This window comes from Sporomusa malonica (genome assembly GCF_900176355.1).
Lineage (GTDB): Bacteria > Bacillota > Negativicutes > Sporomusales > Sporomusaceae > Sporomusa > Sporomusa malonica.
The window spans coordinates 2,543-16,211 of the sequence record NZ_FWXI01000031.1 but is presented as its reverse complement, the minus strand read 5'-3'; the positions used below and the strand labels follow the sequence as shown (position 1 = coordinate 16,211).

General features: G+C 39.7%; 12 protein-coding genes and 2 pseudogenes. 8 read left to right on the top strand and 6 right to left on the bottom strand.

Going from position 1 to position 13,669, the window contains the following annotated elements:
• Positions 1-12 precede the first annotated feature (12 nt).
• A complete protein-coding gene (locus tag B9A22_RS22820; RefSeq protein ID WP_084578252.1) occupies positions 13-1,194 on the top strand; it encodes a class I SAM-dependent methyltransferase in 1,182 nt (393 codons plus the stop codon).
• Positions 1,195-1,214: 20 nt separating this feature from the next.
• Positions 1,215-1,985, top strand: a complete 771-nt coding sequence (locus B9A22_RS22815) for a cephalosporin hydroxylase family protein (protein ID WP_084578251.1) — start codon at positions 1,215-1,217, stop codon at positions 1,983-1,985.
• Between the two features lie 60 nt (positions 1,986-2,045).
• Here the strand turns inward: B9A22_RS22815 and B9A22_RS22810 are convergent, their stop codons facing one another.
• The 5 genes and pseudogenes from B9A22_RS22810 to B9A22_RS22790 form a co-directional block, all read right to left on the bottom strand.
• The gene (locus tag B9A22_RS22810) at positions 2,046-2,888 is read right to left on the bottom strand and encodes a glycosyltransferase family A protein (protein ID WP_084578250.1); all 843 of its coding nucleotides are present in this window, start codon (positions 2,886-2,888) and stop codon (positions 2,046-2,048) included.
• Between the two features lie 11 nt (positions 2,889-2,899).
• Positions 2,900-3,982 carry a radical SAM protein gene (locus B9A22_RS22805; protein WP_084578249.1) on the bottom strand — a complete coding sequence of 361 codons (1,083 nt, stop codon included), beginning with the start codon at positions 3,980-3,982 and terminating at the stop codon, positions 2,900-2,902.
• Between the two features lie 30 nt (positions 3,983-4,012).
• Positions 4,013-4,909, bottom strand: coding sequence for a Gfo/Idh/MocA family protein (locus tag B9A22_RS22800; RefSeq protein ID WP_084578248.1), 897 nt, complete (start codon positions 4,907-4,909; stop codon positions 4,013-4,015).
• Between the two features lie 169 nt (positions 4,910-5,078).
• Positions 5,079-6,032: a GDP-L-fucose synthase family protein gene (locus B9A22_RS22795; protein ID WP_084578247.1), complete on the bottom strand. Its 954-nt coding sequence runs from the start codon at positions 6,030-6,032 to the stop codon at positions 5,079-5,081.
• Positions 6,033-6,065: 33 nt separating this feature from the next.
• Positions 6,066-7,041: pseudogene (locus B9A22_RS22790) on the bottom strand (GDP-mannose 4,6-dehydratase).
• Between the two features lie 437 nt (positions 7,042-7,478).
• Here B9A22_RS22790 and rfbB point away from each other — a divergent pair.
• Genes rfbB through rfbD form a run of 4 tightly spaced genes read left to right on the top strand, consistent with a single transcriptional unit; the run spans position 7,479 to position 10,821 of the window.
• Positions 7,479-8,513 carry a dTDP-glucose 4,6-dehydratase gene (gene rfbB, locus B9A22_RS22785; protein ID WP_084578246.1) on the top strand — a complete coding sequence of 345 codons (1,035 nt, stop codon included), beginning with the start codon at positions 7,479-7,481 and terminating at the stop codon, positions 8,511-8,513.
• A gap of 18 nt (positions 8,514-8,531) precedes the next feature.
• Complete coding sequence (gene rfbA / locus B9A22_RS22780; protein WP_084578245.1) at positions 8,532-9,416, top strand: glucose-1-phosphate thymidylyltransferase RfbA; 885 nt, start codon at positions 8,532-8,534, stop codon at positions 9,414-9,416.
• Complete coding sequence (gene rfbC, locus B9A22_RS22775) at positions 9,413-9,973, top strand: dTDP-4-dehydrorhamnose 3,5-epimerase (RefSeq protein WP_084578244.1); 561 nt, start codon at positions 9,413-9,415, stop codon at positions 9,971-9,973. Before rfbA ends, rfbC begins: the two co-directional genes overlap by 4 nt.
• An 8-nt stretch (positions 9,974-9,981) precedes the next feature.
• Positions 9,982-10,821, top strand: coding sequence for a dTDP-4-dehydrorhamnose reductase (rfbD, locus tag B9A22_RS22770; protein ID WP_084578243.1), 840 nt, complete (start codon positions 9,982-9,984; stop codon positions 10,819-10,821).
• A gap of 197 nt (positions 10,822-11,018) precedes the next feature.
• On the opposite strand, the gene B9A22_RS22765 is transcribed toward rfbD, so the two are convergent.
• Positions 11,019-11,531, bottom strand: coding sequence for a hypothetical protein (locus tag B9A22_RS22765; protein ID WP_084578242.1), 513 nt, complete (start codon positions 11,529-11,531; stop codon positions 11,019-11,021).
• Positions 11,532-12,128: 597 nt separating this feature from the next.
• Here B9A22_RS22765 and B9A22_RS22760 point away from each other — a divergent pair.
• Positions 12,129-12,830 carry a hypothetical protein gene (locus B9A22_RS22760; protein WP_084578241.1) on the top strand — a complete coding sequence of 234 codons (702 nt, stop codon included), beginning with the start codon at positions 12,129-12,131 and terminating at the stop codon, positions 12,828-12,830.
• A 48-nt stretch (positions 12,831-12,878) separates the two neighbouring features.
• A pseudogene (locus B9A22_RS25690) lies at positions 12,879-13,669 on the top strand (hypothetical protein); the annotation flags it as partial.

The following is a 13,669-nucleotide window of genomic DNA, read 5'->3' as shown; positions in this document are numbered from 1 at the left end:
GGAGAAAAAAGCATGAATTTAAATTGTCCGGTGTGTGACTCAAAACATAGTTATTTGTTTTTGGAACGTAAAAACACCCCTATCTTTCAAAATATAATAATTCCAGACCAATCAGTAGCGACTCAATTAAAGGATGGGAAAATCTCACTCTTAGCGTGCCAGGAATGTGGTTTTGTTTTTAATGGAGATTTTAATGAAAACAAAATAATTTATAATCAAGCATATGAAAACTGTCAATTTCACTCTAATTATTTTAATAATTATGTGAGTGGCTTAATCGAGTACTTACTAGAAGAATACAAAATTAGAAATTCGCGAATTATTGAAATTGGATGTGGTCAAGGTGAATTCCTAAAGAAGTTAGTAGAAAATCCCAAATATGGAAATTATGGATTTGGATTTGATCCTAGTTATCGAGGCGAAGATATATTATTTGATGGTCGTCTTTCTTTTCAAAAAGACTATTATAGTGAGAAATATATTGATATAGATGCCGATATTATAGTATGTAGACACGTAATTGAGCATATTTCTGATCCTTTAATGTTATTGGGCAATATTCGTAAAGCCTTACGTAACCCAAAAGAGACAATACTCTTTTTTGAAACACCCTGCATTAACTGGATATTGGAAAACCACGTGTTCTGGGACTTTTTTTATGAGCATTGCTCATATTTTAATATGAATTCGATTCTAACTGCTTTTTCCTCCAGTGGTTTAACTATAAGACAGATTAACCATATTTTTGAAGGACAATACTTATGGGCCGAAGCCGCCTTCGATTCTGGTACGGGAAATAGAATTACTCAAGAGCCTTTTTGCTGGAGAGAATTTAAGCAAGTTATTGATAACTTCGTTAAAGTTGAAAATCTAATGGTTAACAATTGGCGTAATAAAATAAGTGCATTGCATCAAAGAAACTATAAAGTAGCTATTTGGGGAGCTGGCGCGAAAGGAGTTACATTTGCCAATTTGATTGATCCTAACTGTAATTTAATTAATTGTGCCATTGATATAAACCCAAATAAACAGGGAAATTATATTCCAGGAACGGGACACCTAATTACTAATGTTGAATCAGCAGTACGCAAAGGGGGGACGCATGCTATCATTATGAATCCGAATTATATGTCGGAGATACAAGAAATTTTGGCACTTAAAAACATTGATCTTAAGTTAATTAAGCTCATGTAATACATTCAGGAGGTAGAATATTGAGAATAATAATTGATGACAAAAAAAAAGAATTGTCTTACGAACACGACAATGTATGTCATTCATTTGAATTGTATAGCAAAGAAGCCTTCGAAATAATTACAAAACAATGGGTAAAGATTGGTTGGAACCAGAAATATACGTATACTTTTACCTGGATGGGGAGACCTGTTATTCAGTTGCCTGAAGACATGATCCGTATCCAGGAAGTCATTTATAGAGTACAACCTGATTTAATTATTGAGACAGGTGTAGCACACGGAGGCTCGCTTGTGTATTATGCAAGTTTATGCAAGATGATGGGAAAAGGAAGAGTTATTGGCATAGATATTGATATTCGACCCCATAATAGACAACTGATTGAAGAACATGAGTTAGCTTCTTATATTACTTTAGTTGAAGGTAATTCGATAGCAGATAATGTTATAAAAAAAGTAAAGTCTTTTGTTAAAGAAGGAGAAAAAGTTTTGGTGATTTTGGATTCAAGTCATAGCCGTGAACACGTTTTTAATGAATTAGAAGCTTATCATGATCTAGTTTCGATAGGATCCTATATTGTAGTAACAGATGGCCTCATGCAAGAGCTGTATGACGTACCGCGAGGTAATGTAACTTGGCAAGTAGATAATCCAGTTAGTGCAGTTCATGACTTTCTAGAAAAACATAAGGAGTTTGCTTACGAGAAACCTGTATGGGAATTTAATGAAAGTGAGTTAGAGCATAATATTACACATTGGCCAATGGCATGGCTGAAGCGAGTGCAGGAGTAGATTAGACGAAAATGTAACAAGGACACACATAAATAAGCCACGAAAATTCGCGGCTTATTTTTATGATATATTATCGATCCTTTTTAAAAATGATGGATCTAGTATTTTTTCAAAGTATAGTTTTAATTCATCATCACGCTGTTGTTCTGACCATTCTTTTCTATAGAGCTTAGGAAAACTTAATGCTGTAATTTTCATAGTTGTTTTACAACGCTCTTTATAACCCGACAAAAATTTGCACCACATATATAAATCAGTCGGGATATTCTTAACCGGAGTAGTTATCCATCCTTCTTCTAAATTAACATAACTTTCTCTAGTATGAGCTCCATAAGTTAATCCAAAAAAATTTCGCCCATTAAGCATTTTATCTATGATAATTGGATCTTGTAAATCCGCCCAATAAATATGACTAAACAAACTGCTACCAGAATAACTTTCCGCCTGGATAAGGGCAATATTACCCGAAGGGCACAGGCGGCTTTCTGCTTTCGCCAAAGGCTCGGCACAAGCAGTGTTTTCTTTATCAGGCATATTTACTACCGCATGTATCGAATGAGTAAACCAGCATGTATGCAGAGTTTTTTCCAGCTCCTGCACATGATTAGGCAGCCATAAGTCATCATGACTGCAATAACAAATTATTTTACCAGTAGTTTGCTTGATCACAGCATCCCGGTAAGGTTCACCTGTTCTCGGTGATTTTGGGTACGTAAAAACCTTGATGCGGACATCTTCTTTTGCTATATTCTTGAAAAGTGCAACCATGTTTTCTGGCGATCCATCACATATTATGCATATTTCAATATCCTTAATTGTTTGTTCTTGTACGCTTTTAATTGCCCAACAAGCGAATTTGGCATCTCCAAAAGTAGGTATAATGACTGTTGCCCTGCTTTCCATAGTGAAATACCTTATATTATAGTAGGATACGAAAATTTGGCAGAGGCTTTTGTTAAATACTCTCCATCTATATTATTATTGCGAAGCTGTATTAACTTTTGTATATAATCACTAAACATCGGTGGTCTGTGTTTTGTTCCGATAAAACGGTAATTACTGCTGTTAAACTGATTTAATCGGTTAATTCTTTGGGGATGCCATAAGAAATCATCCTCTAAGTAATCATTAAGATTTAATAATTCTGCATCGTTTGCATATTTGCTTTCCGGCCCAGCATAGTTAATACCATCTGCCCCGATTTGTATTAAAAAGTAAGAACCATGTAATTTTTCGAAATATAGTGGTTCTTTGGAATAACGCTCAAGAGGGACGTGGATGTCAGCATTTTTAGGTACTGCTTCTTCTAATTTTTCAATTGCTGCTAATACCCCTGTTTGATCTGCCTGAACTGGATAGTTCTTATCCCAATCGACACAATAAGGATGAAAATATAACCAGTGTATCCCGGCAGCGAAGGCTTGTTGTCCTACCGAGTTAAACCTATGGGTTAAATCGTTGCGTGTTAGCATCGAAGCACCAATTTCAAGCTTGCTGCCGCTTTTTTCTATTAAATTACGAAGACCTTCAATCTTTTTCAAAGTATTTATGAAAAAATCTGAATCGTTTTCTTGCCAATCATACAACGATATGCGGATAGCAGTCACCTGCGCCAATAGCGCAGCCTGTATCTCAGGGAGATGGATATTGGCACCATTTGAGATAACAGCAATCTCTTTAAACCCTTTCTGCTTTGCCAATGTAACTGTTTCAGGGAAATGAGGTACTATTGTTGATTCGCCTCCGGAAAATACAATACCAGGAGTATGAGGGCCTAATACGCTAAATAGTCTATCCAAAAAAGGCAGCTGCAGTGTAAGCGCTGATTTTCTGGCTGCGGCATATGGACAGCCGGCGCAGGAACGTGTGCAACGTTGAGTTAAGTCTAATTCGACTGTTGTAGGGTATATTCGTCCGCCATTTAAATAGGTTTCAATTTTTTTATTATCTATAGATACTTTGGAGGGAGCGAAAATCTTAGCTTGATTGTCTGTCATAAGAATCTCCTTTATAAAGAGATATATTTGCTAAATTAGTTTAGCAGCTTTTCTAAGCTTTAGAATTGCTTGAGTCACTTCTTTTGCAGATTGAAGATTGCAACGTGGTTTACATCCATTATATAAATACGTAACAAACTCTTTTAGTTCTAAATATAGAGGAAAGGTTGTATCGATAGGTATCTTTTCATAAACATCTTCATCTCTTACTATAATATGGTCATCATAAGCGTCATTAAGCGCAGCAGAGCCTTTATTTCCATGGATGCTGACACCACTGATTTTTCGGCAGTGTCTGCCGTTAACAGAAATAACAATCGTAGGCTTATCGCCTAACATCGCAGTAAAACTGACAGGTAAATCACTATCATTTTTTATTACATTGATTTCTTTAATCTTTGTTGGAATATACCCTAGAATATGCTTGATAATTGTTAGATCGTGAACTGCTTGCGTCCAAAAAACATCTCCTCCATGAAAATCATTTACCCATGCATGCCTGGTTGTAAAGATCTCTTCTAGTTTGCCGACCCTTCCTGATTGCGCAATTATGCGCAATGCTTCAACACCCGCGTGGTAGTGCCATTTATGCATAACACAGATATATTCTAGTCCGCCTAAACTTTCCAGAAGATTGAAATCTTGCAGAGAAAGACAAAGTGTTTTTTCTGAAAATATAGGTTTCTTATATTTCAATAATCCGGCACACTCTTTTGCTAAATCAGGAATAGGTACAGCAACTACAAAACCGTCACAATTGGGTAAATCGTTGATGTTACAAAAGGCATCCGCAGCTCCAAGCTTTAACGCATTAGATAGTGCCTGGCAATCAGTGTCAACTACATATATTTTGCAGTTTAATAGAATTAAATCCCGTAAAATGCTTTTACCCCAAGCTCCACAACCAATTAATCCGATTACTTTCATTTTAAAACACACCGCCTGCGGCGTAATATAGTCATTCGGCTGTTATTGTTGAAGCATCATCCACATAGATTTCATATACTTGCCGGCATAGCTTAAGTTTCGTGAATGAACTAGGCTAAGACCCGCTTGAGCATGAGTTCAAGCGGGATTTTCATCCACAATACCATATTTAATACTTTTCTGTCATATAACAAGAGGATCCTGTTCCTGAATACCATTGATAGGTTATCTCAATTCCCTCTTTTAATGGTGTATGCGCAGACCATCCCAGCCTATTTATTCTACTGACATCCAGGCATTTAATAGGTGTTCCATCAGGTTTGGCTGTATCATAAACAATTTCACCTGTAAAGCCTGTAATCTCTGCCATTATAGCAGCAAGTTCAGCAATCGTAATATCCATCCCTGTACCGATATTAACGATTCCGCCGTCGTTATAGTGCTGCATCAGAAAACAACAAGCATTGGCTAAGTCATCAACATATAGGAATTCCCGTCTAGGCTTCCCACTTCCCCATATAGTAACTGAAGGTGTACCAGATAGCTTTGCTTCATGAAACTTTCTCATAAGAGCAGGAAGTACATGTGAAGTGTCCAGGTTGTAATTATCATTGATGCCATATAAATTAGTCGGCATTACTGATATAAAGTTATCGCCATACTGCCGGCGGTAAGCCTGGCACAGTTTTATTCCTGATATTTTGGCTATGGCATAAGGTTCATTTGTCGGTTCTAGTTCCCCTGTTAGCAGGTATTCTTCTTTTAATGGTTGCGGAGCGTATTTAGGGTAAATACATGAGCTGCCAAGAAACAAAAGTTTGCTAATTTTATATTTGTGAGCACTGTGAATTACGTTGGCTTCAATCATAAGGTTATCATAGATAAATTCTGCAGGAAGGTTATTATTGGCCTGAATACCTCCTACCTTAGCAGCAGCTAAAAAGACATATTCTGGACGCTCAATGCAAAAAAAGTTTTCAACTCCTGCTTGATTCCTCAGGTCAAGTTCTTCACTTGTTTTTTCCAATATATTTTTATAACCAAATTCTTTTAATCTACGTACAATAGCGGAGCCTACCAAACCACGGCTTCCTGCAACGTAGATTTTAGCATTTAGGTCCATTGCAATTCCTCCAGCGCAGTAATAGCACTGCCTTTACTCGATCCAGTTGCTAACCCTAAAACCGTTTTTTTTTTTGCATAGTAGATCCCGTTGCGTATTATTGAGATCTGCAGTAACCATCATACTTACCAGCTCTTCGAAGCTGGTCTCCGATTTCCATCCTAATTTTTTTCTTGCTTTGGTCGGATCACCTAGTAAAATCTCTACTTCGGTTGGTCTAAAATAGCGAGGGTCTATACGGACAATTTCTTTGCCGCTAGCTGCATCTACTCCCTTTTCATTCAGTCCCATGCCTCGCCAAATAATATTAATACCAACATGTCTAAACGCCAACTCAACAAACTCTCGTACCGAATGAGTTTCTCCGGTGGCAATAACATAATCCTCCGGCTGCTCTTGCTGAAGTATCATCCACATAGCTTTCACATAGTCGCCGGCATAACCCCAGTCTCGTTTGGCATCAAGATTACCAAGATATAAGTTTTCTTGCATTCCAAGCTTAATCCGTGCGGCAGCCCTGGTGATTTTACGGGTTACAAAGGTCCCTCCGCGGATAAAAAGGTGTAGTCTCCTTTTGTGGTATTTCTTGTACCTTACCAAATAACTCACTAGTGGATGCTTGATATATCCGGGTTTTTGTTGTCAAGACGATGATTCGAATGGCCTCGAGCAGTCTTAAAGTTCCGACAGCATCGACATTAGCTGTATATTCCGGAGTTTCAAATGAAACCTGTACGTGACTTTGCGCAGCCAGGTTGTAAATTTCGTCAGGTTGGACTTGTTGAATGATACGAATTAGATTTGTAGAATCGGTAAGATCACCATAATGGAGAAAAAAGTGAATGTCAGTTTCGTGAATATCTTTATATAAGTGATCAATCCGAGCGGTGTTAAACTGCGAGGTTCTTCGTTTTATTCCATGTACATAATACCCTTTATTTAACAAAAACTCAGCTAAGTAAGCTCCATCTTGGCCAGTGATGCCAGTAATCAACGCAATTTTTTGCATAAAATACCTTCTTTTTTGGGGAGTAGGATTAAACGGGCTCATATTAGTGAAAGTCTTTACTCCACATAAATTTTTACATTACTATATGCTTTAGGACATGTGAGTGTTACCTATCGAGTCTATGTAAGATAATCAAATCATGAGTAACATAAATACATGAATAATGCCAAAAGCCCTGGCGATATCCGGGGCTTTTGGCATTATTCATGTATGTTAAGCTACCAGGCAACCTAGAATTTATATAGTTAGAGTAACGGTTTTGTTTTAGGTCTATCGATAGGGTTTTACTATTTACGTTTATAAGCGTTACTGTCCTATTCGTAAGACCTTGTGCCAACAAGAGTTAACGCATCATATAATGGAATATTCAATGATACTGAAAGATTAGTAGGGAACGAGTTGTTGATTCTTGATCAATTCTCAGGAGGCGATGTTTATTGCAGACACTGCTTATTACTGGCGGAGCTGGCTTCATCGGCAGTAATTTTGTTCATTATATTATGGCAAATACCAGTTACAGAATTATAAATCTTGATAAGCTGACCTATGCAGGTAATCTGAATTCTTTGGCCTCTATATTCCATCATCCCCGCCATATATTTATTAAAGGATCAATTCAGGATCAGACTCTGATAAAACAATTACTTGATCAGTATCGGCCTGACGGAGTTGTTCACCTGGCAGCCGAATCACATGTAGACCGGTCAATTGACGGGCCGGGAGACTTTGTTCAAACCAATATTGTGGGAACTTTTGAACTGTTAGAGTGTGTTCGAGATTACTGGTTGTGCCAAAGTTCTGCACAGAAAGCCGCTTTTCGTTTTCTGCACATATCTACTGATGAGGTTTACGGTTCCTTAGGGCCTGAAGGCTATTTTACAGAAGAAACAAAGTATGCGCCTAATTCGCCGTATTCTGCATCAAAGGCCGCATCCGATCACTTGGTGCGGGCTTATTTTCAAACCTATGGCTTACCAGTGTTAATAACCAACTGTTCCAATAATTATGGGCCTTATCAATTTCCTGAAAAGCTTATTCCTTTGATGATACTGACTGCGCTTAAAGGTGAGCCATTACCTATATATGGTGATGGCAGTAATATTCGGGATTGGCTCTTCGTGCTTGATCACTGCAGCGCCATTTTAAAAGTATTAACACAAGGTCAGCCCGGAGAAGTCTATAATGTCGGTGGCAATACCGAGAAGACTAATTTGCAGGTAGTCCAAGGGATATGTGATTTGCTGGATAAAATGCAGCCTCGTCATAAGGGGGGCAGTTATCGTGAGCTTGTTACTTATGTACAAGATCGCCCAGGTCATGATCGTCGCTATGCTATTGATTCTTCTAAATTAAAAGCTGAGCTCGGGTGGATTCCGCAAGAATCTTTTGAAACCGGGCTGAGTAAAACTGTCAAATGGTATTTGGATAATCTGGACTGGTGTGAAGGTGTCAGAGTAGCTAAGGCTTATTAACGGCCAGGAGTGTGAAGTATGATTAAAAAAGGCATTGTTTTAGCCGGCGGTTCAGGTACAAGATTGTATCCGCTGACTAAAGTAGTAAGCAAACAACTTATGCCTATATATGATAAGCCGATGATCTATTATCCGCTTACTACGCTAATGCTGGCAGGAATATCAGATATACAAGTTATTTCAACACCGCAAGACTTGCCGTTATATCAGCAACTTCTCCAGGATGGAACACAATGGGGAATAAATATCTGTTATGCGCCCCAACCGCGACCTGAGGGGATTGCGCAGGCGTTTATTATTGGACAGAAGTTCATTGGGGACGAAGGCTGCGCATTAGTGTTAGGGGATAACATCTTTTACGGTGATGGACTTGCGGCTAAAATACAGTTGGCGGCCAGTAGGGACGCGGGGGCAACTGTCTTCGGGTATTGGGTTAGTAATCCAGAGCAGTACGGCGTAGTCGAGTTTGATAAAACCGGAGCCGCTGTCAGTCTTGAAGAAAAACCAAAACAAGCTAAGTCAAATTATGCAGTAACAGGTCTCTACTTTTATGATCAACAAGTAGTCGACATGGCAAATAATCTCAAGCCAAGCGCCAGGGGTGAACTTGAGATTACAGATATCAACAGGCTTTACCTTAATCTAGGTCAACTTAGTGTTGAACGTCTGGGGCGAGGTTATGCATGGTTAGATACGGGAACACACAACTCACTTCTTCAGGCGGCAAATTTCATTGAAACAATTGAGCAAAGACAAGGATTAAAGATCGCATGTCCTGAAGAGGTTGCTTTTCGCATGGGATATATTTCTGCTCAGCAACTAATCAAAATTGCCGAGTCCTACAGAAATAATGGATATGGCAGCTATTTGCTAAAGTTAGCACAGGGGGAGGCAGGTACGTGAGGTGCTATGATACAGTCTTGCCTGATATAAAGATTATTGAACCGAAAGTCTTTGAAGATAGCCGCGGGTTTTTCATGGAGACATGGAATGCTTCCCGCTACGTAGAGTGGGGTATTCCAGCAAATTTTGTACAAGATAATCTATCATTATCATCAAAAGGGATTTTACGGGGGCTTCATTATCAACAGCCAAATTCGCAAGGAAAATTGGTATATGTGCTGCAGGGAGAAGTTTTTGATGTAGCAGTAGATATAAGATACGGATCGCCGAATTTTGGGCAATGGGTGGGCGTAACCTTGTCTGCTAAAAACCGGTGGCAGATTTATATTCCGGAAGGATTCGCCCATGGCTTTTGCGTTATGAGTGAAACGGCTTTGTTCGTCTACAAATGCACTGACTTCTATTCCCCTTCCAGTGAAAGGGGAATTTGCTGGAATGACCCAGATTTAAATATTCATTGGCCTGTAGTTGAACCGATATTATCGGAAAAGGATAAACAGCACTTGCAGCTTAGAAACATAGGGATCGATAGTTTAGTTATCTATGAGGATAAATAGGTGATAGTATGAAAATTATTGTTACTGGCGGTTACGGCCAACTCGGGAGGGCTTTCGTTGCTCTGGCAGACTCGTTTGCTGGCCAAATGTTTTTTTTTAGCTCGTGCGATCTGAATGTTACAATCCCATACCAGGTTAATAGATTATTTAATCAAATTCGGCCAGATGTCGTAATTCACACCGGAGCCTATACTGCCGTTGATGCGGCGGAAACAGCACAAGATGAAGCTTTCAGGGTTAATGTGGCAGGTACTCGCAACATTGCCGCGGCTTGCCTAAACCATGACAGCAAAATGGTATATCTCAGTTCTGATTACGTTTTTGATGGCAAACAAAACCTGCCATATACTGAGTTTGATCAGCCCAATCCAATAAACGTTTATGGTAGAAGCAAGTTGGAAGGTGAATTAATTGCTGCCAGGATTTGTCCTAGGCTCTTCATCATAAGAACTTCGTGGTTGTATGGTGAAGGGCGTAACTTCGTTCGCACTATTTTGAAGTTAGCCCAGGAGAGGAAGGAGCTAACTGTTGTCAATGATCAAATCGGAACACCTACTTATACTGCGGATTTGGCACAAGGCATTATGTCGATCATTGAAACTGGTGAATTCGGTACTTATCATATGTCAAACAACGGTTATTGTACTTGGTACGATTTTGCTAAGGAAATTCTAAGGCTTGCCGGTTTGTCGACAGGTGTGCAGCCGATAACTACAAGTGAATTTGCCGCAACTGCTTTGCGGCCCCGGTATTCAGTATTACGCAACTACATGTTAGAGCTCAGTGGTGGCGATTATTTCCGTTGTTGGCAAGATGCGCTTGCAGATTATATAAATAGGGATAGATGAAGCAAAGAAAATAATCCAGCAGTGACTAAATAATAGTCTCCAGCATAATATTCATTGAAATGAACCCCATAATGACTTTGTTCCTTACTCTCAAGTTTTCGCACATGTCAAGGCTCAGTTCTCGTTTTTGCCAGATGCCTTAGTAAACCAAAAACGAAACCCCGGAGACAGGGGTTTCGTTTTAGAAAAACTAGAAGTTAACCTCCGTTGGTGACGAGAGTGGCTAAACAAGAACCACGACTTGGACCGATTGCGACAATGTCAGCAACGTTAATTAATACAGTGTCATCTTCTTGAAATAGAGGCCGGGGAAGGGCTGTAATCGTTTGCACAGGTAAAATTAGGGCAGCGGGAGATGTCGGGTCACAGCAAGTAAATGCAGGAATGCAATCTAGACGCAGGCAGATAAATTTGGGATCGTTTTCGCATTTGACATCAACATCAACCTCAACTGGTTTGGGGCAATGACCTTTTTTATCGTCTTTCTTATCGCAATCTTTATCGTCTTCTTTCTCGTCTTCTTTCTCGTAACCATAATCCATTGTCATAGCTGGGAATACGACTGGGCATCCGTACTTAGCTCGGGTATGCTCGTCGTCCTCAATTGTACCTTGGAATATATAACCACAGCAGGTTACGACAGTAATAGCTGCGTTTCCTAATACGCAGTCGAGATTAAATCCTTTTGATTTCTTTCCACCAAATGCCATAATTTAATCGCTCCTTTAATAATTTTTTTGGCCTTAGCCTACTGAATACTATGCAATAATATTGTAAAGTACTTATGAAAAATAACTTTTTTATCCTATTAGAAAGCATAACTTTCCGTCTGGATAAGGGCAACATCGGCTTCCGATGTCGCCAAAGGCTCGACGAAAGCCGTGTTTTCTTTATTTTTCTTTCTTTGGTATGTTCAGCGCCTTCATCAGTAGCTTGGTGTAGGTGGCACAATACAATATATATTCATTGCCATTGTCGTTCATGACTCGAACTCAAAAAATACAGCAAGCGTCATACAATATAATATATTCATTACCGGCCCACGGGCGGGACGGCCCTATAAACGCCAAGAGCAACGCTTATTTCCGATTTACGCCGGGAAATATGTCGTTGCTTATATTATTGATAAGAAAAAACTTCGAGTAAAAATTGTTGGTATTCCCAGAACATAATCCGACTGGATGAGGCACCTGAATCGATACCTTCAAAAAATAAGAAGTAAGTATATTCATAAAGTTCCCTTTTTACATAACGAATCATATTATAAATCAGTTCGAATTTTTAATTGCCATAGAAGGGAGGAGCTTATGGATAATCTTAATGATCATGATCTAAGTGTATCCAATAATTGCAAAGCAGATAGGAAAATACGCAGATGCCGCCGATGCAGATATAAACACAAATGTAAAAAGTATCGAAAAAAAGTTGAGTTATATCAACTAACTGATAACTGTTTTTCAGGCTATGAGGAAGTATATCAGTCTGATCATTATTGTCACACTGAGAAATCCAAGTGTCCTGATGTACCGTGCTACCAGCTTCAACAAGATAAAAAAAGCAAACCTTCCAGGATAACAACCCAATTGCAAGGCTTACAATTGCAGTTGCAGAATCCGATAGGAAATACTATTGCACCAGGAGAAACAGTCCTCTTTGATAGCATTATTACAGCGCAATCACTGTCTATCTCTTATAATAATTCAGGTATAATAACCATCACTGAATCAGGCTTATTCTATATTCACTGGTGGGTAGTAACTGATGGTATGGAAGGCGGAACAGCTTTAGCTCCAATATTCTCCATTATTACGTCTGCTGCTGACAATGATAGAGCTTCAAGTACTGCCATAACTGGGCAGGTAAATGGAAATGCGCTAATCCCAATTTTTGCAAGCCCGGAATTGCCCGTGACTCTGCAATTGATCAACGGAACCGATAGCACAATAGCATTTAGTGAAACTCCTATAAAAGCAGATATAACCATTATTAGCGTAACGTGTAAGGGTTAAGTAAATTAATCGCTTGATAAAGTTAATTCTTTTACGGAGGTATAAAGTGTGGATACCATAGGTCTTCAAATAGAAAAGCTATCAGCTGGAACAGTTACTACCAATAGCAATGTAATATTTGATCATGAGTTGAGTCAGTTTGGCGTCGAAATAAGTTATAGTTTCGCAACAGGGGAAATAACGGTAACCAAGCCTGGGAGGTACTTTATTAATTGGTGGGTTGCAACTCAATCGTCTCTTAGCACTAGCGGTATAGCGTTTTCCATTGTAACCTCAAAGGGTGACGAAATCAAAGGACAATCACCGATAAAAACAGGTGAAGTTGTTGGCTTTGCGCTTATACAAGTTGATGATGTTCATGTACCTATGACATTAAGATTAGTAAATCGAACCCCCAATACTGTAACCTATACTCCTTATGTAGAAATCAAAGCTTCGTTAGTCTTAGGTGAAGTGCCCGAAACAACAGGCGTTACCGGAGCCACAGGAGCTACAGGGGCGACTGGACCAGGAGTAGGAGCAACGGGAGCAACTGGAGCCACAGGAGCAGCGGGAGCAGCAGGAGCCGCAGGAGCAGCGGGAGCAACAGGAGCAACGGGAGCAACAGGAGCCACAGGAGCAACGGGAGCCACAGGAGCAACGGGAGCAACGGGAGCAACTGGAGCCACAGGAGCTACAGGAGCCACAGGAGCCACAGGCGAAACAGGAGCAACTGGGGCCACGGGTGAAGCAGGAGCTACTGGAGCCACGGGTGAAATCGGAGCTACAGGAGCCACAGGCGAAACAGGAGCAACTGGGGCCACGGGTGAAGCAGGAGCAACTGGGGCAACAGGTGAAAC

What these genes read in the sequence shown, in the direction of transcription:
- rfbD (WP_084578243.1), top strand. Translation starts at nt 9,982, where the DNA reads ATGAAAATTATTGTTACTGGCGGTTACGGCCAACTCGGGAGGGCTTTC.
- B9A22_RS22805 (WP_084578249.1), bottom strand. Translation starts at nt 3,982, where the DNA reads ATGACAGACAATCAAGCTAAGATTTTCGCTCCCTCCAAAGTATCTATA.
- rfbA (WP_084578245.1), top strand. Translation starts at nt 8,532, where the DNA reads ATGATTAAAAAAGGCATTGTTTTAGCCGGCGGTTCAGGTACAAGATTG.
- B9A22_RS22810 (WP_084578250.1), bottom strand. Translation starts at nt 2,888, where the DNA reads ATGGAAAGCAGGGCAACAGTCATTATACCTACTTTTGGAGATGCCAAA.
- B9A22_RS22820 (WP_084578252.1), top strand. Translation starts at nt 13, where the DNA reads ATGAATTTAAATTGTCCGGTGTGTGACTCAAAACATAGTTATTTGTTT.
- B9A22_RS22765 (WP_084578242.1), bottom strand. Translation starts at nt 11,531, where the DNA reads ATGGCATTTGGTGGAAAGAAATCAAAAGGATTTAATCTCGACTGCGTA.
- B9A22_RS22795 (WP_084578247.1), bottom strand. Translation starts at nt 6,032, where the DNA reads ATGGACCTAAATGCTAAAATCTACGTTGCAGGAAGCCGTGGTTTGGTA.
- B9A22_RS22760 (WP_084578241.1), top strand. Translation starts at nt 12,129, where the DNA reads ATGGATAATCTTAATGATCATGATCTAAGTGTATCCAATAATTGCAAA.
- B9A22_RS22800 (WP_084578248.1), bottom strand. Translation starts at nt 4,909, where the DNA reads ATGAAAGTAATCGGATTAATTGGTTGTGGAGCTTGGGGTAAAAGCATT.